General features: G+C 38.5%; 17 protein-coding genes and 1 pseudogene. 12 read left to right on the forward strand and 6 right to left on the reverse strand.

What is annotated here, in order from left to right; genetic code table 11:
- Positions 1-170: 170 nt before the first annotated feature.
- Together rmuC and L654_RS0124040 are read left to right on the forward strand one after the other, a co-directional pair.
- Positions 171-1,637 carry a DNA recombination protein RmuC gene (gene rmuC, locus L654_RS0124035; protein WP_024609275.1) on the forward strand — a complete coding sequence of 489 codons (1,467 nt, stop codon included), beginning with the start codon at positions 171-173 and terminating at the stop codon, positions 1,635-1,637.
- A 61-nt stretch (positions 1,638-1,698) separates the two neighbouring features.
- On the forward strand, positions 1,699-1,890 hold the full coding sequence (locus L654_RS0124040; RefSeq protein WP_007583678.1) for a DUF3185 family protein: 192 nt from the start codon (positions 1,699-1,701) through the stop codon (positions 1,888-1,890).
- 352 nt (positions 1,891-2,242) lie between these two features.
- Here the strand turns inward: L654_RS0124040 and L654_RS0124045 are convergent, their stop codons facing one another.
- Positions 2,243-2,650, reverse strand: a complete 408-nt coding sequence (locus L654_RS0124045; protein WP_024609276.1) for a MerR family transcriptional regulator — start codon at positions 2,648-2,650, stop codon at positions 2,243-2,245.
- A 100-nt stretch (positions 2,651-2,750) separates the two neighbouring features.
- Between L654_RS0124045 and L654_RS0124050 the strand changes: the two genes are divergently transcribed.
- The gene (locus L654_RS0124050) at positions 2,751-3,989 is read left to right on the forward strand and encodes an NADH:flavin oxidoreductase/NADH oxidase family protein (RefSeq protein WP_024609277.1); all 1,239 of its coding nucleotides are present in this window, start codon (positions 2,751-2,753) and stop codon (positions 3,987-3,989) included.
- A gap of 351 nt (positions 3,990-4,340) precedes the next feature.
- Positions 4,341-5,507: an aldo/keto reductase gene (locus L654_RS0124055; RefSeq protein WP_024591585.1), complete on the forward strand. Its 1,167-nt coding sequence runs from the start codon at positions 4,341-4,343 to the stop codon at positions 5,505-5,507.
- Between the two features lie 582 nt (positions 5,508-6,089).
- Here L654_RS0124055 and L654_RS01000000126790 read toward each other — a convergent pair.
- Entirely contained in the window at positions 6,090-6,395 is a 306-nt protein-coding gene (locus L654_RS01000000126790) for a PACE efflux transporter (RefSeq protein ID WP_263640645.1), read from the reverse strand.
- A 90-nt stretch (positions 6,396-6,485) separates the two neighbouring features.
- Here L654_RS01000000126790 and L654_RS0124070 point away from each other — a divergent pair, with 90 nt between their 5' ends.
- Complete coding sequence (locus L654_RS0124070; RefSeq protein ID WP_024609278.1) at positions 6,486-7,367, forward strand: LysR family transcriptional regulator; 882 nt, start codon at positions 6,486-6,488, stop codon at positions 7,365-7,367.
- Positions 7,368-7,403: 36 nt separating this feature from the next.
- Here the strand turns inward: L654_RS0124070 and L654_RS0124075 are convergent, their stop codons facing one another.
- Positions 7,404-8,306 carry a LysR family transcriptional regulator gene (locus L654_RS0124075; protein ID WP_024609279.1) on the reverse strand — a complete coding sequence of 301 codons (903 nt, stop codon included), beginning with the start codon at positions 8,304-8,306 and terminating at the stop codon, positions 7,404-7,406.
- Positions 8,307-8,412: 106 nt separating this feature from the next.
- Here L654_RS0124075 and L654_RS0124080 point away from each other — a divergent pair, with 106 nt between their 5' ends.
- A complete protein-coding gene (locus tag L654_RS0124080) occupies positions 8,413-9,189 on the forward strand; it encodes a class III extradiol ring-cleavage dioxygenase (protein ID WP_024609280.1) in 777 nt (258 codons plus the stop codon).
- A gap of 80 nt (positions 9,190-9,269) precedes the next feature.
- A complete protein-coding gene (locus tag L654_RS0124085; RefSeq protein ID WP_002959247.1) occupies positions 9,270-9,947 on the forward strand; it encodes a haloacid dehalogenase type II in 678 nt (225 codons plus the stop codon).
- A 61-nt stretch (positions 9,948-10,008) separates the two neighbouring features.
- Here L654_RS0124085 and L654_RS0124090 read toward each other — a convergent pair whose 3' ends face one another.
- On the reverse strand, positions 10,009-10,884 hold the full coding sequence (locus L654_RS0124090) for a LysR family transcriptional regulator (protein ID WP_010552899.1): 876 nt from the start codon (positions 10,882-10,884) through the stop codon (positions 10,009-10,011).
- A gap of 102 nt (positions 10,885-10,986) precedes the next feature.
- On the opposite strand from L654_RS0124090, the gene L654_RS0124095 reads away from it, so the two are divergent.
- The 3 genes and pseudogenes from L654_RS0124095 (at position 10,987) to L654_RS0124100 (ending at position 12,676) form a co-directional block, all read left to right on the forward strand.
- Entirely contained in the window at positions 10,987-11,487 is a 501-nt protein-coding gene (locus L654_RS0124095; protein WP_007583656.1) for a lactoylglutathione lyase family protein, read from the forward strand.
- 112 nt (positions 11,488-11,599) lie between these two features.
- Positions 11,600-11,878, forward strand: a pseudogene (locus L654_RS1000000128490) (IS3 family transposase); the annotation flags it as partial.
- Positions 11,879-12,676, forward strand: a complete 798-nt coding sequence (locus L654_RS0124100) for a TonB-dependent receptor (RefSeq protein WP_225305809.1) — start codon at positions 11,879-11,881, stop codon at positions 12,674-12,676. It begins immediately after the preceding pseudogene.
- A gap of 679 nt (positions 12,677-13,355) precedes the next feature.
- Here the strand turns inward: L654_RS0124100 and L654_RS0124110 are convergent.
- Both L654_RS0124110 and L654_RS0124115 read right to left on the reverse strand, forming a co-directional pair.
- A complete protein-coding gene (locus L654_RS0124110) occupies positions 13,356-14,879 on the reverse strand; it encodes a sensor domain-containing diguanylate cyclase (RefSeq protein WP_024609281.1) in 1,524 nt (507 codons plus the stop codon).
- 457 nt (positions 14,880-15,336) lie between these two features.
- Positions 15,337-19,359 carry a rhombosortase-dependent M36 family metallopeptidase gene (locus tag L654_RS0124115; protein ID WP_024609282.1) on the reverse strand — a complete coding sequence of 1,341 codons (4,023 nt, stop codon included), beginning with the start codon at positions 19,357-19,359 and terminating at the stop codon, positions 15,337-15,339.
- 149 nt (positions 19,360-19,508) lie between these two features.
- On the opposite strand from L654_RS0124115, the gene L654_RS0124120 reads away from it, so the two are divergent.
- Both L654_RS0124120 and L654_RS0124130 read left to right on the forward strand, forming a co-directional pair.
- Complete coding sequence (locus L654_RS0124120; protein WP_024609283.1) at positions 19,509-20,033, forward strand: hypothetical protein; 525 nt, start codon at positions 19,509-19,511, stop codon at positions 20,031-20,033.
- Positions 20,034-20,849: 816 nt separating this feature from the next.
- Entirely contained in the window at positions 20,850-22,661 is a 1,812-nt protein-coding gene (locus L654_RS0124130) for a glycoside hydrolase family 3 protein (RefSeq protein WP_024609284.1), read from the forward strand.

A 22,661-nucleotide genomic window follows, 5' to 3' on the forward strand; every position in this document is an offset into this window, starting at 1 on the left:
TGCAGCTTACTCGGGCACATGTTGATTTTCCCTTTGATTACTTAATTTAGTAATATTTGACCAGCTTATTTTGAGCTGGTTTTTTTATGTCTGTAATTTCTTTGCTCCCCTACTTCTATTGCTTGTTATTGGTTATGATGGCATGTCTCTAAATTTTATAAGTTTATTTTATGCTCACTCAAGTACTCACTAATATTGATTGGCTAAGCGCCGGTGCTGGTGTTGCGTTAGGCTTTGTATTTTACGGCGTTGTATCAACACAGCTTCGCAAAAAGCTACATCTACAAATAAGCGAACAGCAACAACAGCTTTCCCTATTACAAAATCAATTTGATAATAAAGAGCTGCAATATAGCGCCTTGCAAGAAGATCACGAACTGCTAGAACATACTCACCAAGAACAGCGCGATGAAGCCCAGCATTTTAAAACGCGTTTTAGCGAACAAGAAAAACAAAGCATTCAATACAATCACTTTTGGCGTAAAGCCGAAGGCGAGCTTGCAGCGCTTCGTGAGCAATATAATCAACGCGATGTTGAATATAATAATATGCGCACCACCCTCGAGCAAAAACAACAAAGCTTTACCGAGCAACTCGCGCAAATTGAGCAAAGTAAAAATATGCTCAAAAAAGAATTTGAAAACCTAGCCAATAAGATTCTAGAAGAAAAATCACAAAGCTTTAAAACCTTAAATCAAGAAAGCATTGAACAATTATTAAAACCGGTTCAAGGCGAGCTAAAAGGCTTTAGAGAAAAAATGGAATCAATACATGTTGAAGACATAAAACAACGAACCGCGCTTAAAACCGAGCTACTGCATTTGCAAGCTAAAAGCCAAGCTATAACAGATCAAGCCGACAAGCTCAGCAACGCGCTACAAGGGCAAAAGAAAACCCAAGGTAATTGGGGCGAACTCATGCTCGAAAACGTCTTAGATAGCGCTGGCTTACGTGCTGGCGTTGATTATAAGCGCGAAGTGTCGTTTAACACTGAAGATGGCCGCTTGCGCCCTGATGTAGTTGTTTACTTACCACAAGGTCGCCACTTAGTCATTGATGCTAAAACATCATTAAATGCTTATACACGCTATGTGAACGCTGAAAATGAGCTAGATGCTAATCAAGCAATTAAAGAGCATGTAAACGCCGTTACAGCACGTATTAATGAGCTTGCGAGTAAATCGTACGACCGTTTACCAGGGCTTAATTCGCCTGAAGTTGTGGTTATGTTTGTACCAATAGAATCAGCTTTTGTAGAAGCACTTAAATATCAAAGTGATATTTACCAACAAGCAATCGAAAAAAATATACTGGTAGCTACACCTACTACCCTGCTTACTAGTTTAAATATTGTTAAACAGCTTTGGCGTTTTGAAGAGCAAACCAAATACTCAAAAGAGCTGGCAAATCGGGCTGAGCGTTTTTATAACAAGCTCAATGGTTTTTTATTAAGTATGGAAGGCGTAGGTAAGCAGCTTGATAAAGCGAAAGAAAGTTACGACAAAGCGTTCTCGCAATTATACCGCGGTAAAGGTAATTTAATTAAACAAGCATCAGAGTTTAAAGAGCTTGGTGTATCGGTACAAAAAGAGTTACCTAGTGAGAGCGTTGAACGTGCGCAGCTAGAGCTTGATTAGATTTATTAAGTGTTTTCAATTAAGTATGTTAAATAATGTACGTTAGAAACCAGAGGTGTTTATGAATAATAAGATTATAGGTATTGTTTTAATCGTTATAGGTATCGCTTTAATTATGTGGGGATATGACGTTTATGATGCGGCGGCTTCGCAGTTAAGCCGTGCATTTAGTGGTGATACACCAATAGAAGCATGGGCGGGTATTATTGGCGGTGCCATCTGTGTGTTAATTGGCATTAAAAAGCTTAAGTAACATAAATAAAATACAGCTTACTGGGGCTTGTTGACCTTTCAGGATAAAATTTGTTCAATCTAGGGGCTATTTAATCGCGGCGCGAGGTTTGTAATTTAGTGGGCTCGATAACTGCTCCTGCGTTATTCTAATGGCTTACATCCATGTAATAATAAGTAAAAACAGAGCAACGAAGAGTAAATTGCCCCTAGGCAGAACCCTTAGGGCAGCGCATGTTTGGCATTTATACTACGTTATCGTCTGTTTATGGGGAATAACCACACTACATAGACTCTGCCTTGCCTAAATACCAAACATACTGCTGCAAATTTAACCTCAAAAGATAAACAGGCCCTGAATAAGCTGTATTAGTTTATTTGTAATCAATTACTTCTAGTAATTCATTCAATTTACTTTCTGGTAGGCATTCGCCTTTATCCCAATAAGAGTTTAGTAACGCAGTTAAACTGCCAATACGCTGTGACTTTTTCTGCATTTGCTCAATCAAAATGTCAGCTTCTTTTTGTTTTTTTTCTAAACGTTCGATTATTACTGTGTGGTTTAGCTCGCCGTTTTCGTTACGTAATAAAGGTATTTCGTTGGGTGAAAACCCCAAGCTTTGTGAAAATTTAATTAATTGCAGTTTTTCTAAGTTTTGTTGGGTGTAAAGCCTATAACCATTAGCACTGCGAGTGGTTGGTGCTAATAACCCTTTGCTTTCGTAAAAACGAATAGTGCTGGCAGGTATGTTGGTAAGTTTTGCAAGTTCGCCTATTTTCATAACTAATAATAACTCCACTTTACATAAACTTAGTAGGTTGACCTTCAAGCTAACTTTAAGGTTATAGTTGTTTTAATGTCAATTTAATTAGCCAATAATTATGCGCAACCCTGTGTTTACCTCCTTTACCTTGCCAAGTGGTTTAGTATTAAAAAATCGTATTGCCAAAGCCGCTATGGAAGAAAACCTAGCACAAGAGGACCAAACGCCCTCCCAAGCACTTAAAAATGTTTATAGCGCATGGGCTAAAGGCGGTACAGGGCTAATTATTACTGGCAATGTAATGGTTGATCATTTAGCGATGACAGGCCCAGGTGGCCTAGTGCTTGAGCAAAGTACCGATATTACTGCCTTTGCAGAGCTTGCTCGTTTATCAAAGCAAAATAATTGCAAAGTGGTGATGCAAATTAATCACCCTGGTAGGCAAGTATTTAAAAAAATGGGTGGAAAGGCTCTATCAGCGTCAAGTGTTGCACTTAATATGGGTAAGCACTCGCACTTATTTGGCGTACCAAAGGCAATGACTCAAACCGACATTGACGATGTTATTACCCGCTTTACACAAACTGCACTACAAGCCGAAAAAGCCGGTTTTAATGGCGTACAAATACATGCAGCGCATGGCTATTTACTTGCCCAGTTTTTATCGCCACTTACCAATAAGCGCAACGATAAATGGGGGGGAAGTTTACAAAATAGAGCCCGTTTACTTCTCGAAATAACCCGCAGTATTAAAGCAGCTTGCTCCCCCACCCTTTCGGTTTCGGTAAAGTTAAACTCTGCAGATTTTCAACGTGGTGGGTTCGAACCCAGTGACGCGCAAGTTGTAGTGGATTTATTGAATGAACTCAATGTTGATTTTGTAGAGCTTTCGGGTGGTAGTTACGAAGCCCCTGCCATGCAAGGTAAAACAGGTGACGAACGCACACTTGCCCGCGAAGCATACTTTTTAGAGTTTGCAAAAGCGATTAGCCACCGCTCATCAATCCCAATAATGACCACCGGCGGCGTTAGTCGCTTATCTATTGCCAACAACGTGATTGAAAGTGGAGTGGCCCTCGTGGGTATTGCCACTGCGCTTGCATACCAACCAAATTTACCAAACAAATGGCAAAATGAGCCACTGCAACTAGCCGTATTACCCAGTGTTACTTGGCAAGATAAAACCCTTGCAGGGCTTGCCACTATGGCACTGGTAAAAAGGCAAATACGCCGTTTAGGCCAAGGTAAACCTGTAAAAACAAACGCTTCACCAATATTTACTTTAATTAGCGACCAGCTACGTTCGATTAAATTAATTAAGCGTTACCGCAATCGCTTTGCTAGAGAGATTAACTAGGCTTTGGTATTCACTCTTTTTATACATTTCGGTTTTGTTTACTAATTTTTACACTTGAATAAATGTAACCATTTTTATGTTGCGTGAATGAGTATTAAGGCGTGCACCAATTTGGAAGTTTGCTTTTTTATCAAGCTATTAAAGTGCACTATTTTGTGCATATTAAAGTACTGTACGAGTAAAGAAAATAATCATTCTAAAATGTTAATTAAAGTGCGCGTTCAGCTTTTGTTAATTTAACCATCTTATTGAAATTATTGATATTTATTGTTTTTCTCCCGCTTGAGTTTGGTTGGTATTTATACTAGTTTATAGCGTAGATATTTAACCTTACTCAAGGAGAATAGTTACATGGTATCTCGCAGAAATTTTATTAAAGCAGGCGCTGCTTTAAGTTTAGGCTCTATTTTTAGTGCTTCAGCTTTGGCTGAACAATTAAAAGTAAAAATGTCTAACGGCAGTGTTATGCAAACTAAAGGATCAATAGATAAAAGCGCTGCTCTGCCCACAAACGATGTTACTAACGCTAAGCATTACCGGCCTGAATCAAGAATGGGCTTAGGCGGTCTTGCCGCTGGGAATGGCTTTAATACTATATCAAGCGATGCAGAAATTTTAACAATGCTAAATGCAGCATGGGATTCTGGTATTCGTCATTTTGATACGTCACCTTTTTACGGCTTAAGCTTAAGTGAAAGGCGCTTCGGTGATTTACTTCGAAACAAAAAGCGTGAAGATTATGTTTTATCCTCAAAAGTAGGTCGCCTTCTTACCCCTTCAGCAGAGCCTCTAGAAAATAGCTGGCATTGGGCTGATCACTCACCTTTTCATTATAAATATGATTATTCAGCCTCAGGCACGCGCCGTTCAATAGAAGACACGTTGCATCGTATTGGTGTCGCCTCGCTTGATATTGTTTATATTCACGATTTATCACCGCAAAATAGTGATATGGGAGATGATTGGCTTAAGTATTTTGATCAGGCAGCAAAAGGGGCTATTCCTGAGTTAACTAAAATGCGTGATGAAGGAATAATTAAAGGCTGGGGTTTTGGAGTAAATACACCTCATGCTATTTATAAAGCGCTTGATATGTCAGACCCTGATATTTGCTTACTAGCGCTGCAATATTCAATTTTAGATCATAAGCAGGCACTTGATAAAACCTTTCCTATGCTTGATAAACGAGGTGTTTCAGCAGTCATTGGTGCTCCGCTCAATGGTGGTTTTTTAGCCGGGCGTAATCGCTTTAATTATTCACCTAAAATTCCTGGGCCTATGCAGCAAAAGTTTAATGCAATAAGCGACATTGCATCTAAACATGGGATTGATATTAAAACAGCTGCACTGCAATTCGCAGAGGCGCCTTCAACGGTATCCTCAATTATTCCTGGCGCACGCACGGCAGATCAAATTAAAGCTAATGTAGCCTCAATGAAAGTTACCATACCAAGCGAATTTTGGAGTGAATTGAAATCTAAACAGCTTATTGCAGAAAACGCCCCCATACCTGCATAACAAAATAGGTGTGCCATTTGCTTGGCACACCTAGTTATAGTCAGTGTGGTTGATTTTTAAGCAACGCTTAGTAGTAAGTATATTGTTTGTTGGGCATTTATATAAGCGCAGCTTGCTGGCGTTTAAAAACGAAGTTTTTAAACTTAGTTATTAGGTAGTCAAAAGCATTATTACGTGCCTATTACATATTAAGCGTATCGGTATCATGCTGCGCTTCATCCTAGTGGTGAGAGCGTGTGGAACATATTGAAAGGGCTAAATATATAAAGCAAAAAGTTACTGTAAACCCCCATTACAGTTAGCCGGTAAATAGTACAAATAGTAAATTAGCACTACTTAGTCAATTGAGCAGTGCTAATTGGTTTAATTAAAAGCCACATTTACCGTTATTTATTGCCATTGCGCTTTTGCCAAAACGATCTCAATACTCCACAACGTTGCTTTTATAAACTTAAAAATATCAAGCACATTGCGATTTATTAACCCATCTTTTGTAAGGTTGGTACTTATCGTACAACACATTAAAAATATACGTGTATATGAGTATAAAAACTAAAAAGCCAGCTTCTAATGCTGTAGCGGCTANCATGTAATATTTAAATACCAAGCAAGTATTGGCAGCGTTATTACTAACATACCCAGCTCAAAGCCACATGCATGCGTAATGCGAGTTACTAAACCTCGCTCGATTCGGTTATGCCCAACTATTTTATCAAACACTATGTTGTAAATGTAATTCCAAAGCATGGCGAAGACTGATAAACCAACACCTACTATTGCCATTTTTCCTGTTGCAAACCCACCAAAATAAGATGATGCAGGTACAACAAAAGATAATGCTATCATCTCAAATATTAGTGCCTGAAAAATACGTTCTGCTGTGTTCATATATAAATAACTTCTTAAGTTAATGACGATGGCTGTATTTTCATTCATTATAAAGATATGTGTTAGTTACTTAGTATCGGGAAAAGCGATATGTTTAGTATTGAACAGCTTCAAGCATTTGTGGCTACCGTTGAAGCTGGATCGTTTTCAGCTGCCGCGCGCGGTTTAAGTAAAGCGCAGTCGGTAATAAGCCAGCATATTATTAATTTAGAAATAGACTGTAATGCAACATTATTTGAGCGTACAGGGCGTTATCCACAATTAACGGATGCCGGTAAACAGTTACTACCTCAGGCTAAAGCTGTGCTTAATCAACACCAGCGATTAACAAGCTCTGCATTAGCACTAAACGAAAAAACACCAACCGAAATCACTATTGCACTTGACGAAGGGATCCCGTTTAAAACTATCGCAAGTATTATTAGCAAGCTGCAAAGTAAGTATCCTTACGTATCGCTTGAGTTTTTAAGTGCATCCAGCCATGACATAATTGACATGCTAAACAGCGAAAAGCCTATAACGGGTATTATTTTTAGTGAATTAAATATACCGAGTTACTTAGACTATGAATGTATTGGATCGGTAAAATTTGATTTATATGTTGCTAAATCGCACCCTTTAGCGGGGATCAGATGTGAAAATATGGATGGCCTTCGGCTACATCGACAACTTCTTCTTCGTTCTCGCAATACGCAAACAAGTAGCTTTCAGCTAAAAATTAGCCCAGAGATTTGGTATGCCGATAATTACTTTGTATTACTCGAGCTAGCAATACAAGGTAACGGGTGGTGCTTATTACCAAACCATGTAGCTGTAGATGCAGTACAAAGTGGTGAGCTGGTTAAACTTCCTCTTGAGTTTGAAGAAATGGGTTGGTTGGCTAATGTTGATGTATTACAGCATCAGCAACACAGTAATCAAGAGGTGTTTAAAGTACTAAGAAATTTACTACGGAATTTTTTAAAAATTTAGCTTTTATATAATGCCTGTTAAGCGGTTTACTTTTTATTACGCTAAATCCCAGTAAGGTGTATCGCCATAATAGCCACTAGTAAAATCAACAAATGCACGTACTTTACTCGGTAAAAACTGTCTGTTAGCGTATACCATATACAGTCCCATTTGGTCGGGTTCGTAGTCATTTAAAATGCGCACTACTTTACCTTGAGCCAGTGCTTCGCCAGCAATAAATGTGGGCTGCATAGCAATACCACCTCCCGCAATGGCTGTATTTAGTAGTAAGTCACCATTGTTAGCCACAAAGTTACTTTCAAGCTTTAGCTCGCTTTTTAACTCATTAACCCCAAATAATCGTTTTGTGGGCTCACTGTGGGAATAGCGTAAATAATTATGTGACTGTAAATCTAGCAGTGTTTGTGGCGTGCCATGGCGTTTTAAATAGTCGGGTGACGCAAACACCGCTAGGTGTATAGGTGCAATTTTTTTAGCTATCAACGTTGAGTTTTTTAATACGCCAATGCGCAGAGCAATATCAATACCCTGCTCTACTATGTCTACATATTGGTCTGTGAGCCGTAAGTCTAACTTTAAATTTGGATACTGCTTTTGAAAATCAACCAACAAACCTGCTAAATGCTTAGTACCAAACGACATTGGCGCACTAATACTAAGCACACCCGATACATTTTCGCTTAAGTTGTTTAGTGAGTTTTCCATGTCTTCAATATCAATAACCACCTGCTGACAACGCTGATAATATTGATTTCCAGCCTCTGTAACACTTACTTTTCGCGTTGTACGGTGTAATAAACGCGTGCGTAGATTATCTTCCAGCGCAGAAATATATTTGCTGACTAACTGCGGCGAAATATCGAGTTTATCGGCCGCTTTTGAAAATGATCCTTCTTGCACAACGGCTAAAAAGGTCTTCATGGTGGTGAGCTTATCCATTTTTTAACAATGCTTTGTTGATAATGTATAAATAAGTATCATATTTATCGTCAAAATAGAAACTTATATAGTGTTTATAACACGTCTATTTGTTTAAGGTTTTAGTATGACTCAGCCTGCTTTATTTATATCTCACGGCTCGCCAATGATGGCTGTTCAGCAATCGGCTACGTCAGATTTTCTTGCATCATTAGGTCAAACGCTTAGTAAGCCTCGTGCTATTGTGGTGTTTTCTGCCCACTTTGATGAAGCGCACGATATAGTTATTACATCCGGAGATGCGCCGCATACTATTCACGACTTTTATAACTTCCCCAAGCCCCTGTATGAAATTCAATACCCAGCACCAGGAGACCCTAAGCTTGCTAATACTATTAGTGAGTACTTTTACAAAGCGGGTATTAAAACGGTGAAAAGTGCAGATCAAGGGTGGGATCATGGTGTGTGGATCCCGCTGCGCTTAATGTACCCAACAGCTAATATTCCCATTGTTCAGGTGTCTATTAACACGCGTTTAGGCGCTCAGGCGATGTATAAATACGGACAGTTACTTGCACCACTGCGCAGCGATAACGTATTAATTATTGGCTCCGGTGGTATTAGTCACAATCTACGTGAAATATTTAAAAGCCCTGCTACACCTAATCGTGTTCAAATGGTTAATGAGTTTACTCATTGGGTTGAGCAAAAATTAATAGCGCAAAACACCCAAGCGTTACTTAACTATTTAAATGAAGCACCTCATGCTTTATTTAATCACCCTAGCCAGGAGCACTTTTTACCTCTTTTTGCAGCGCTTGGAAGTAGTGACGGTAAAGCAAAAAAAATACATGAAGGTATAGAAATGGATATTTTAGCACTCGATGCTTATAAGTTTTATTAATTTGAGCGTTCGTTCAAATTAAGTTAAGCTGTAAGCAAGTACTCTAAAACCAACTTAATTTATTTTATTGCGGAGCAAACATGGCAACTACACTTGCATTTGACGTATACGGTACGCTAATAAACACTCACGGCGTACTGTCCTTACTCGACGACATGATTGGCGATAACGCCCAAGCATTTTCAAATACATGGCGCGAAAAGCAATTAGAGTATTCATTTAGACGTGGATTAATGCAAAATTATATTCCTTTCTCGCTATGTACAAAACACGCACTCGATTACGCCTGCTTAGCGCACAAAACCGAGCTAAGTGAAGATCAAAAGGGGCAACTGCTAGAGCTTTATAAAACGCTTCCTGCGTTCGATGATGTAAAAGCAGGCCTTGAGCAATTAAAAGCGAAGGATTACCGTTTGTTTGCATTTTCAAACGGAGCTGCCGACGCAGTTCATACCTTATTAGAAACCGCTGGCATTAGTGAGCTTTTTGAAGGGGTAGTAAGTGCCGACGACGTTAAAACCTTTAAACCAAACCCAGGGGTTTATAGCCACTTTTTACGCGAAACCAATTCAACAGGCGCAAACACGTGGCTTGTATCAAGTAACCCGTTTGATGTAACCGGTGCCATATCGCACGGCATGCGCGCGGCGTGGATTCAACGATCTAAAGAATCTATTTTCGATCCGTGGGAAATACAGCCAAATACTATCGCAACCGACTTACTCGATTTAAAAGCAAAATTAGAAAGCGTTAACTAATTTTCTGTTCCCCCTTTTGCCTATGGTATTAAGTGCCGTGGGTGTAAAGGGGGTTTACGTTTTAACTATTTACTCCCGCCTTTATTAGCTCAATCACTGTATTCATACGTTTTGCCAACGGCCTATTTCGGTGATGGCACACATAAATAGATTCACTAACCGGACATTCTAAATGATGCGTTTTAATAAGCGCGGGCTTATTGAATGCGCCAACAGCATGAGCAGGTAATACCGTAAAGCCCAGCCCTAAGCTTACAGGTTCTAGTATCAAACTAATTTGGTTAGAAAATCCCGTACGTCTTATTTGGTCAATATGCTCAAACTCACTGTAGTTTTCGCTTAGTAGTAGCTGCGCATGATGGCTTGCATCGGGATGAGCAATAAACCCTAGCTCACACAGGGTTTGCCAATTAGGCATGTTTATACCTGCAGGCGTTACAAGTAGTAGTGGCTCTTGGCTTATTTTATGGCTGGTTAGTTCGCTAAATGTTGGAGCTTGAGTTAAAAACCCGATGTCGGCACTATGGTTTGCTACAGCTTGTTCAACACTTACATTGGGCGCAAAGCGGTAATCAATAATTAGTTCTTTATGCTCAGATTGCAGTGCTAATAATTGATTATAAAACTTTAAACCACAACTGCCCGGAGATTGAATCTTTACCGCTCCGCTGTACGGCGAATCATCTTTTAATTGTTGTTCTAAAAACTGCCAATCTTTAAGAAGTAGGCTGCCCTGCTGATATAAGTTTTGGCCCTGAGGAGTAAGAGAAAACTGCTTACCATGGCGCTCAAGCAAAGCGCAGTTAACTTGTTGCTCTAGCTTTTTAATGTGCTGACTTACACCAGATTGGGTCATATAAAGGCGCTCAGCGGTTTGGGTAAAATGATTTACCTCAACCAAAGTACAAAACGTATTTAACCATGTTGGATTTATCATTACAAAACGTACTCAAAATGATGATTAATGATAATTTTACTTAATGTTGGTCGATTCGTAAACTAACTCCATCAACTAGTCACAAGTTAAAGAGGAAGTATTATGAGTCATACATATCCACGTAGTTTTTCGCACATTGGTATTTCGGTTCCCGACGTTGAAAAAGCAGTCGAGTTTTACACTAAGGTTATGGGTTGGTACACCATAATGGAACCCACTTTAATTACCGAAGACAAAAGCCCGATTGGCGAAATGTGTACAGAAGTATTTGGCGAAAAGTGGGAAAAATTTAAAATTGCGCACCTATCTACAGGGGATCGTATTGGTGTCGAAATTTTCGAATTTAAAAACCAAGAAAACCCAAAAGACAATTTTGAATATTGGAAAACAGGCATCTTTCATTTTTGTGTTCAAGACCCTGATGTAGAAGGCTTAGCCGAGCGTATTGTAGAAGCTGGCGGTAAAAAACGTATGCAAGCCCCTCGTTATTACTACCCGGGTGAAAAGCCGTACCGCATGATCTATATGGAAGACCCGTTTGGTAACATCCTTGAGATTTACAGCCACAGCTACGAGCTTATATACAGCGCAGGCGCTTATTAAGCTGTCTTGAACTTAATATTAAACTTAAAAATAAAGGTCGCAGTATTTGTACAGCGACCTTTTTGTACTTTATGTCTCGTCCAGAAATGTGTTTACACACTTAGGACTTATTATGACCAAGTCAAACAATACACCGCTCAAACGAACACAACGAGATTATTCATTAGGCTTTAAATTACAAACTGTTGATGCTGTAGAAAAAGGCGATATGACTTACAAACAAGCCCAAAAAATTTATGGCATACAAGGTCGTTCAACCGTGCTTACTTGGCTAAGAAAACACGGTAAGATGGATTTGACTCGATCACCTAAGAGAACTATGCCTACATCCCCTAAAGCCAAAAAAAATCCTGTTCAGAAAATCAAACGCCTCGAGCGAGAGCTTGATGATATTACCGATTCTGCTTTTTCGCCTAAGCTAGGTGTTATATACCAAGTGGATGATAACTTATCGTTGTACGGGCAATACGTACGAGGCTTTAAAATACCACCACACGACCAAGCCTATCAAAGTCACGGCGTTGAGCCGTTTTATCAAATATTACCAAACGCCGATTTAGACCCTGAAAGCAGTAATTCGTTTGAGCTTGGGCTAAGATACGCCAGCAGCGATATTAGCGTAAACTTAAGTGCTTTTTATGCAGCATTCGATGATTTTATTGAAACCGCCGTAGTGGGTGTTGAGCCAACGTACATTCCTAATGTAAACAAAACTTTGTATCAATATCAAAATATTAGCGAAACACAAATAAGCGGTGTAGAAGCCGGAATTGCCATGTATGTCGCTGAAAATATACTACTTGAGGCAAACGTGGCCTACGTTGATGGTGAAAACAAAGAAACCGATCAGCCACTTACCAGCATTAGCCCGTTAAATGGCTCAATATTGTTAAGTACAGAGCTGGGTAATATTAACTGGACCGCTGCGTTGCGTTTAGCTAAATCGCAATCGGATGTAGTACTTGATGCAAACGATGATAAAACTACGCAAGGGCATGGCTACGGCGTTGTTGATTTATACGCAAACTACGAATGGCAAGCGTGGCAGCTAAATGTAGGTGTACTTAACTTGCTCGATAAAGAATATGTACCTTTTGAGTTGATTGCAGGTCAATCGCAAAGTGCTGATTTTAGCCAATACACCCAACCTGGGCGTAACTTTTCAGCAAGGGTAAGCTATCAGTTTTAATTAGGGCTAAACAAATGGCAATAAACGCTGCATGGGTATGCAGCGTTTATTGCCACATATTTACTCAAGTCAAATTACTTAATGGTGAGTATATTCAGGTACACTTCTACATACTTAATGCCCATTAACACTTTATATAAACAGCACTTTTAAAGCCAAAATCTCCGTTATTTATAAATTAATTAATCGCAAAGTCTTGGTTTTCTAAATAGCTGGGGCGTTTTTAAAACATGCCGTTAGCCTACTTGCAAGTGTTGTATTTATTGCGCTGTCGCACTCGTTATACTTCCCCCTAGTAAGCGGCACTAAGCTTAACGAGGCATAGCTTGGTTTACTTTGTATTTTATGAATTACCAAGCCTTGTTGCTGCGTTAGTTTTACTAATGAAAATGCATTTTTTGTGTTTTATTTGTCGTTAGCTTTTCAACATATAACGGATTTTAAAAGGTTAGTTTGGTAGTAAAACTGCTTTGAGATTAGCGTATTTACCAAATTTTGTGATTGATGACTTAGCGCTTACAAAAATAACTGTAAAGGGGGTTAACAGTCACTATAGCAAAGGCATAGTAATGATTTACAAGCCATCAAAAGCAGATGGCTGGCTTAATAAACTCATGCACTCTGTGTAAAGTATTTATCAATTTAAGGTAATACAGAGTATTACTTAACAAAGCTGTGGTTAGCTAATATCGGCCACTACGCATCGGTTACGACCATGCTCTTTAGCATGGTATAGCGCCTTATCGGCACATTTATATACTTGGGCAATATCAGTACTATGCTCAGGCCAGGTTGCAATACCTATAGAAATAGTGATTGTTCCAATGGTGTTTATTTCTGTCGATTCTACTGTTTTACGTAAACGCTCTGCTATTTTATAGGCACTTTGGCTGTTTTCATTTGGTAGCACAAGAACAAATTCTTCACCGCCAATTCTTGATACTATGTCGTCTCTTCTTGATAGTTTTTTAATTATATTTGTTAGCGAAACTAAAGTTTCGTCGCCTTTATCATGTCCAAAAGTATCGTTAACACGTTTAAAAAAGTCGATATCAATTTCTAATATAGCGAATGGGGTTTGCTTTAGCATAAGCTGGTTAAGTAGGCCGTTTAAGCTTCTTCTGTTGTGCGTATCTGTTAAGGGATCTGTTTGTGAGTCATGGCGTAGCACACCTATTTGTGCTTGTAATAAAGTAACCTCTCTTAACATCGCTAACTTCAGTTTTTGACTTTCAAAATACCACGACTTCACGCTTTTAAGTTTTTCTAAGCTTTTTGGATCATCGAGTGTATTTGCGTTATCGGCTAATCGCTTTAGCGGCCTTGCTATAAAGTGTGCAAATAAACCAATAAAAATAAATGTGACTAATGCCATAGGTATTGTTTGTTCAATGACTTCAATAGTTAATGTATCTAGCGAAGAGAGCGTTGATTCTAATGGTCTTTGCGCCACTATTCCCCACTTAGATAAAGTAATGGGTGCGTAGCCTGCGAGCATCGGCTTATTTAAGCTATTAATAACCGTTGAAGTGCCTATTTCGCCATCTATAACAGCGTCAATCACAGCATTGTTAGCAATAACGTTGCCGATTCTGGCAGGTTCTGGGTGATATAAAATGCGCTTATTTGAGCTAACAACATAAAGGTACGAACCACCTTTGTAGTAATGTTGTTCTAAAAGCTCATTTAAAATATTTTTCTCTTTTAAATAAAGAGAGCCCCCAATATAACCTAAATACTTATCTTCAGAATCAAATAGCGGGTGCGATATAAAAACAATTAAATTATCAGCTGCCGATAAATAAGGCTCACTAATTAATGGGCGTTTTTCTTTTAGTGCTTCTATTGCTCCTGGAGACTGTATTTGTTGGCCTATTAAACTTTCAAAGTGAGGCGACGTCGCTGCAACTACGCCATGTAAATTAATCACAACAGAGTTAAAGCTATCCGTTTGATGATTTAAACGAATGGCTTCATCGTTTAATAATTTGGAGTTATTTGGTGATTGCTCAATAATTTTAGCTGAGTATTCAAGCTGCTGAAGCGCAGACTTTAAAAAGTTATCAGTTGCGGAGGCTAATTTTTGTGCATAGGCTAAATTACTTTTTAGCGTATATGATGTTAACTGCTCTTTTTGAACCTGATAGGTAGAATAAAAACTCCCTATCAATGTGCTCAGTGCTGCAGAGAATGCGAGTAGCAATATAAGAAATCTTAAATTTAAAGCGGGTAGTAATTTATATAGCAAAGCTGCATTCCAAAGCACTCAAATTCAGCGCGTATTATACGAAGTTAGGTATTATACCCGTTTAAGTGTTTTTAATTAAGTTGGTTTGTTCAATTTAGCGACTATGCGTTAGGGTATGGCGTGATAAATAATATATTCCAGCATTGCCATTTTTATCCTTTAATCAGTAAAACTCTAGCCAACTAAGTGAACGCACCGAGGTTGTTTATTAAGCTTTAAGATATAAGTTGTTGATGTCGTATAAAAAGGCAATATAACTAATAGATAAGTCAAAGTGTATGGCCATCAAAAGTTAATATGAGGTCAGGACTAAAAACATCACACTAAGTATATAAAAAAGGCCAGAAGCAAAAGCTACTGGCCTTTCATTAAAGCCGTCATGTGTTTAGAGACGACGGGATGTTATTTAAACTTATTTACTAACGTTTTTACGACGTCTATTAAACCATACTAATGGAGTAAGTAATAAAGCTATAAAGCCAAAACTACCACCACCGCTAGATTTTGCTTCTGTTACAGGCACTGTTGCTACCGCTTCATTTTTTACCATTACAGTACTTTGTTGAGTCACAGTTGTTACACCATCACTTACGGCAACTTCAAAAACAAGCTCTTCATCTGCAGTAATAGCTGCAGGTGTGAAGCTCAAAGTTGCTGTATCAGTACCAGTGAGCGTAGCATCACTACCGCTAACCTGAGTCCAAGCATAAGTTAGTGTTTGACCATTGCGATCTGACGCTGTTGCTGTAATTGTTCCTGTAGCAGATTCAGTAATTTCCGCTGATGCACTTTCGACTAAAACAAGTGGAGCTGCGTTATCACATGCTAGTGAATCACCCGCTACAAGTTCTGAAAATACAGGAGATAAAACGTTAGACATAGTTAGGTTATCAATCCACCAACCTAAATCACTTACTGCGCCATCTGATGAAATTCTAAAGCGTACTTTTACTAAGTTGCCGTTTAGAGCATCACCAAAGTTGATAGTTTCATAATTACCATACGCGCCACTATCTTGTACGTTATTACCTGTATATGTTTCACGTTCTTGAAGCTCTTGAGAATCGTTTTCGATTAGAACAGCGTCATAGCCAACATCAAATGTGCCGCCAATTTCAGTAGCATCAACCCAGTCACCACCATTAACACTAACTTCTACAACACCACCATCCCAGTTTTCCTCGATACTATAGAAATGCCAGAATGAAATTTCAAAGTCGCCAGAGTAACCGACTTCGAATGACTTACTCTCTACTGCTACATCCGATTGGAAGCCATTATTTACAAGGCGCATTGCTTGTGTGCCTAGCCCAAAGCCACCTTGTTCAAAGAATGCAATATTACTACTATTATCCATTACTTGAGTGCCAGCAGCTAAATCACCACCAAACATTACGTTTTCTTTTAAATCTAATAGTGATGAACTTGCTACTTCCATATCATCTGAAACTACAGCTCCAACAGGCGTTTCTGATTTAAAGCCCATATTTACTTCAAACGTAAGTGTTTGATCAAGCGCTTCAACGATATCATCATCCGTTTCAATTTCAGGGAATGTGACTTCAATTTCTAGTGTTTCAGCTGTACCCGCTTCGTTCAAAGTAACTTTAATATCGTTACTTGTTATTGCTTCGTACGGTTGAACTTCACCAAAAGTAAGTAGGCCATCATTTTCAAATGTTACATCATGATCGCTTATAACTGTCAGTTGTGCTGTTGTACCACTAAGTACTTCACTACCACGGTTAGTAATTGTTACGCTAACCGTACTCGTTTCGCCTTTATCTAAAATATTGTCGTTAGTACAAAAACCAAGCTCTGTACCATTGTACATGTTGTTTAAGTCAGCACTTGCAAATGCATAGCTAGAAAGCTGTGTTTTATCTGATTCAACTACACCAGTAAGGTCTTCACTGAAACGATCTGGCGATACTGCGCCAAGACCCATACCACGTTTAGCAAATGCGCCTACCATTAATTTGTAATCAGCAGGGTCTACTGCATAGGCAGCAGCTAAAATAGCATCACGTGCTTCAGTGTAGGTTGGTGCTATAGGTGTTAATTTGTAACCTGCAACTAAGTAATCTGCCATTCGAGTTTGTGCTTCATTAAAGCCATGCTCGTTAATAAGCGTTACGTAGTTTTCCCATAATACAGTTGCCCAAATTTCGCCGGCAGCATGAGGAGAAGCCACGCTTGTTGGTGAAATACCAATATCAGCACCAGCATTTTCAGTAATATGTCGGAACGACAATGCATTTACATCTGTATCAGTTGAATAAGGAAGACGACGAATACCGAAGTAGAAGTCTTCTACAAATGTGCCGCTACCATATGCTTTTTGGAACTTATCGTTACCTGTAATATTTATATCGCTTTCTTTAGCGATAAACATTAATGAGTGGAAATCGCCCCAGCCTTCGCCCATTGCGCGGCCTTGGAAGTTAATAAGGCCTGATGAATTACCGACTAAGCGGTTACTAATGTAGTGACCCCATTCATGAGCAATAATACCATTATCAAACGTACCATCTTTTAATGTTGCTTTGGTAAACATGTTTACAGTAACAACTTCACGAGCATCAATTAGGTCATACATTGCATGACCATCAGCGTAATTTAAACCCATATTTGGAATGGTTACAGTATCGTCTTCACCGCCCATTGGTGCCGGTTCTGCCGTATCTGGGTCATTATTAACAACGATAGTTGCTATTGCACCTGCATCTTGTGCATTTTTTACTTTAATCGTAAAAGCACATGAGCCACGATCTACAATTGCAATTTTCCCTGCTAGTTCAGCAGCATTTATAGCAGGCTCACAACCATCATTAATACTTGTTGAATCTACTGTATTTCCATCATCTAAACGAACAACTTCTGCAGCCACATCACTGAATTGGTATTTACCAAAGCCAGATTCTTTTGTTGAAGCTAAAAGGCCTAAAGAGTCATGTGAAGTTACTGTAATACCAAAATCTACACCAACAACGGCATCTTTACTGTTGTACAAGTACATTTGCATACGTGGGCTAGCACCATCAGCTGGCGTAGACATATTTGCGTTATTACGACCTGAGTTATCTTGAGCCTGTGCTTCAATCGGGTCACCTTCTACGCCGCCACGACCAAAGTTAGATACTTGAGCTACATTTGACGTTTCATCAAAACCATGATCATAGAAAAAATCATGTAAAAAGTTATTCATATAAAACAAGTTAACAATAGCCGCTTTACGGTTTGCGTAGCTATTTGCAACTTCATCTACTTGATAAGGGTAGTCAAATGTGAAGTCTGCTGTTGTTTCAGCGGTAAAGTCACCTTCACTAAAGTCTTGAGGTGCAACCACATCTGCGTAAGCAAATACGTTATTACCTGATGTTGTCGTTGCATCATCAGCTAACCATGGGTCCATTGTGCTTAGTTTACTGTAGTAAGATAGAGATACCATTGGCGCGTCTAAAATCTCAGTCTCGTCTACTTGCCCTGGGCCATCTGCAGGAATTACGTCACCGTGCGGGCTTTCCATTGGGTAGCCATCTTGGTTAGCGTAAACACGGTAATTAAAGTCAGCTGCATGAGATTTCAAATCTTTCGCAAAATATACTTTGCTGTTATTTGAATCTACTACATAACTAAAGTAGTCACTTTCTAAAGAGCCAACTTCTGCTACTTCTACTTCAATGTAGTAAGCAGATTTAAGCTCGCCTGCAACTTCAAAAAACACTTCTTTTGCACGTGGCGTACCTAAAACAATCTTAGAGTCATCTAATGATTTAGCCTCATATTTTGCATATCCACCTTCGTTACCAATTTTACGAAGTGAGACATCAATATTAGCTAATTCACTAAATGCTTTTTTTATACTTTGCTCAGAGCTTACAAAACCCGTTAATGCAGCAAGTTTATTTTTAGATGATGACGTATCAGCAAAATAACCCGAGCTTGCTACTAGGTTGTACTCTTTATCCATTAACAAGTTGTATTCGCGGTTAAAAACTTCTACACCGTTTACTTGTTGTTTATATTTAGCACTAATAGAACCACGTTTTTGCTCTGATAAATCAACCATAACAGCAGAAGATGCTGTTGCTTTACGATTACTAATGCCTGTTAAAGTTTCAATATAAAAGTCAGCAGCATATTGATTACGGTTATCAGCTGCGATTAAAGCCATGTCAGGCTTACGCTGACCTATTGCTTGCCATAAAAATGTTGCTTTACCCATTTGTGCATCGTAAATAGATTTTTGACCCGATACAGTGGCGCGTTCGGCTAAGGTTCTCTGCTGAACAGCAGCTAAAGAAGTACCCTGAGTAACTGCATTTGTAGCACTTACATCATAAAATCGAGTTTGTTCAGCGGCCGTTAGCTCACCTGCTGCTAATGTTGATGCTACAACTATGGCAATAGTTGTTAATTTAAATTGAGACATGTATCCACCTGTTTGTATTTATTATATTAAAACACTTAATGTTTTTTAATTGATTGTTTTATGTAAACGCATAGTTAAGTTGTTAATATACATACTTGAATGAAGCTGAATAGCTTTAAATTTAGAGAAAAGTAAACAAAGGTAAACGAATGCAAAAAATAATTTTTACAAGTTCAGTGCCAATAATTGCAGCTTTATTACTATCTGCATGTAATAACAGTGAAAAAACAGAGGTTAACAACTCTCAGGCGCTACCTAAAACAGCAGAAATCATTATAAAAGAACCATCTAAGAACCAGAAAACTGACACTATTTTTCCTAAAAAAGAAAGCAGTCAAAGTATTATGAAAAAAGCATCTAAAAGCATAAATTCATCTGGTGATAAGCTTATTTTTAACTCTGAGCAGTTATTTAAAGGCGACGTTATTTATAATCAGAACTTAAAGCAAAAAGGTGTAGTAACAGGTACTCTTACCATTACATTAAATACCGATTCTTTGCCTGATGAGTTAAAAAATAATTATGAGTTAGTTAAATCGACAGCTCACAATTACACATTACTTGTTGAAAAGGATGTTGATATTGCAGGATTATCTAAAGATCTAAACAACTATAGCTCAGTGAGCAATGTAGAAGTTGCAATTGATTACTCTCCTATCGAAACACACTTTTAATCAGCAACAATGCACTTATCACTACCATACTTATTAACATGGTAAAGTACTTTGTCAGCACATTTTTAAACTTGGTCTATTTCGTTACTATGCTCAGACCAAGTTGCAATGCCAATAGGAATTATTATAAATCCAATAGTTTACGTATTTATAGACTCAACGGTTTGACGTAATCGCTCTGCTATTTTGCGCGCACTTTGCTGTTCTTATTAGGTAAAAAAATACAAATTCTTCTCTACCTAAACGCGCCACAGTATTGTCTTTTCAAGATGATTTTTAGTTGAATAGGCAGGTTGTTGCATTGCTGATTCTAAAGAGTATCAGTTGTTGATGCTAATTTATTAGCGTAGGCATAGTTACTTTTTAGTGTAAGTTTTTAACTGCTCCTTTTGTGCTTGGTAGGTAGAATAAAAGCTACTTACTAAAGTACTAATAAAGGCTGTAATCGTTAAATGAAAAATAAGAAATCGAAGATTAAGGCTATTAATAATTCTTTCAAAAATGAATGCCATCCTAAGTATCAGGCATTCAATACTTGCACCTATAATTGAGCATAAAGCCTGCAATTACACCCTATTAAAAATTTATTACCTAATATCAATAAAGGCAGAAAAAATATAACTTTTCACTAAGTTCAAAATTATAATTTTTCTTTAATTTTTACAATACGTTAATGGTTTTTGTAAAGAAAACCTTCTTTTGCAGTTACTTTAAAAAGTAGTTAAGCTGCATACATTTATCTACTTTTTAGCCTTGGAGTGTGTTTTGCTAAATAAGTGTATTGTACCGTCTATCGTTTTTTTATCTGGGTGTTTAATGCCATTACAATCCTCGTTTGCTAAACCCGTGCTTTCTCTTGAACAACAACTTGGGCAAAAGTTAATACTCGACTTTCGCTACTTTTGCCAGCAAGGAGCAAGTAATAAATGCCGAACTCCAATGACCGAGTTACCTAATGAGCTTGCTACCGCTATTGCTAAATACGATATTGGTGGAGTTATTTTATTTTCTGAAAATACTCAATCAATAGAACAAACCATTACGCTTAATAGCCAATTGCAAACAGCTGCAAGTAAATCCAGTAGTAAGCTGCCTCTATTTATATCTATAGATCAAGAAGGCGGACGTGTAGCGCGTTTACCACGCGATGTTGCCACCTCATTTACCGGTAATATGTCGATTGGCGCAACCTACAAAAAACACGGTATAAGCTTTGCGACAAAAACAGCAACTGTTATAGCTAAAGAACTAAGCTCGCTGGGTATCAATGTAAACTACGCGCCCACGGTTGATGTAAACATGAACCCCGATAACCCTGTTATTAACGTACGCTCGTTTGGTGAAAACCCTGCATTAGTGAGTAAATTAGGCGCCGCACAGGTTGCAGGATTTGAGAATAACGGCGTTATTACCTCGTTAAAGCACTTCCCGGGCCACGGCGATACAAACGTAGATAGCCATACAGGTTTGCCTAAAGTAAACCATGCAAAAGAAGTTATTTACGAGCAAGACCTAGCACCCTTTAAACACATTATCGCCAAGCAAAACCCAGGCATGATAATGACGGCGCATATTCAATACCCAGCGCTCGATAGCACAACGTTTATAAGTGTTAATGGCAAAACGATGATAAAACCGGCAACAATGTCGCGCGCAATCATTACTGATATTTTACGTGGTGAGCTTAATTACCAAGGTGTTGTAGTAACAGATGCGCTTGATATGGCTGGTATTAGTAACTTTTTTACACCAACTCAAGCGGTAATAAATACGTTTGCGGCTGGGGCTGACATTGCCCTAATGCCCGTTGAAATTAGAACGCCGGATGATTTAAACAAGCTCGATGATCTTATTAAAGAGCTTGTTGCAGCGGTTAAATCAAACCAACTTGATGAGCAAGAAATAGCACAATCAGCGATGCGTATAATTACGCTTAAAAATAAATTTAGGTTAAGCACTAATTTTGACCCTATTACCGCGCTCATAAATGCAAAGCAAACAATCGGCAGTGCAGCACATCGTGAAATAGAAGCGCAGCTTGCTGTAGAGGCAATAACGCAGGTTAAAAATAATAACAGTACTTTGCCACTTAATTTAAAAGCAGGAAGTAATGTTCATATTATTATGCCAGACACGCGTAAATGTATGGCAATGCAGCAAGCGATTGAAGCTATCAGCCAAAAAAAACTTAACTATAGCTGTAGCAGCCTACAAGGGTTTAACCCTGCACAAGCTAAAACACAAATACACGCTGCTGATGTAGTTATAGCCGGCAATGCAACGCCTAATCAAAGTGCGGTAGAAATTGGCGGTATGGATGATTTAAAAGACGATCCTAATTTTGCACTTAATAATGCAGAGCAACCAAAAGCACTTGAGTCATTATTAAAAGTGGCAAAAAAAGAAAACAAAAGCACTGTTTTTATAAGCCTAAGAGCACCTTACGACATTGCTAAATTTGGCGATTATGCAAATGCTGTACTTGCATCGTATGCATATAATATTGATGTAGATAAAAATGATATTGTATCTGGTCCTGCTTTTACCGCACTTGCAAAAGTGTTACTAGGAGAAGCAACGGCTAACGGCGTATTACCTGTCACAATAAAACCGCAAAAGGCGCACTAA

The organism is Pseudoalteromonas sp. TAB23, assembly GCF_000498075.1.
Lineage (GTDB): Bacteria > Pseudomonadota > Gammaproteobacteria > Enterobacterales > Alteromonadaceae > Pseudoalteromonas > Pseudoalteromonas arctica.

Coding starts and splice junctions, on each gene's coding strand:
- rmuC (WP_024609275.1), top strand. CDS start 171: ATGCTCACTCAAGTACTCACTAATATTGATTGGCTAAGCGCCGGTGCT.
- L654_RS0124040 (WP_007583678.1), top strand. CDS start 1,699: ATGAATAATAAGATTATAGGTATTGTTTTAATCGTTATAGGTATCGCT.
- L654_RS0124045 (WP_024609276.1), bottom strand. CDS start 2,650: ATGAAAATAGGCGAACTTGCAAAACTTACCAACATACCTGCCAGCACT.
- L654_RS0124050 (WP_024609277.1), top strand. CDS start 2,751: ATGCGCAACCCTGTGTTTACCTCCTTTACCTTGCCAAGTGGTTTAGTA.
- L654_RS0124055 (WP_024591585.1), top strand. CDS start 4,341: ATGGTATCTCGCAGAAATTTTATTAAAGCAGGCGCTGCTTTAAGTTTA.
- L654_RS0124070 (WP_024609278.1), top strand. CDS start 6,486: ATGTTTAGTATTGAACAGCTTCAAGCATTTGTGGCTACCGTTGAAGCT.
- L654_RS0124075 (WP_024609279.1), bottom strand. CDS start 8,306: ATGGATAAGCTCACCACCATGAAGACCTTTTTAGCCGTTGTGCAAGAA.
- L654_RS0124080 (WP_024609280.1), top strand. CDS start 8,413: ATGACTCAGCCTGCTTTATTTATATCTCACGGCTCGCCAATGATGGCT.
- L654_RS0124085 (WP_002959247.1), top strand. CDS start 9,270: ATGGCAACTACACTTGCATTTGACGTATACGGTACGCTAATAAACACT.
- L654_RS0124090 (WP_010552899.1), bottom strand. CDS start 10,884: ATGATAAATCCAACATGGTTAAATACGTTTTGTACTTTGGTTGAGGTA.
- L654_RS0124095 (WP_007583656.1), top strand. CDS start 10,987: ATGAGTCATACATATCCACGTAGTTTTTCGCACATTGGTATTTCGGTT.
- L654_RS0124115 (WP_024609282.1), bottom strand. CDS start 19,359: ATGTCTCAATTTAAATTAACAACTATTGCCATAGTTGTAGCATCAACA.
- L654_RS0124120 (WP_024609283.1), top strand. CDS start 19,509: ATGCAAAAAATAATTTTTACAAGTTCAGTGCCAATAATTGCAGCTTTA.
- L654_RS0124130 (WP_024609284.1), top strand. CDS start 20,850: ATGCCATTACAATCCTCGTTTGCTAAACCCGTGCTTTCTCTTGAACAA.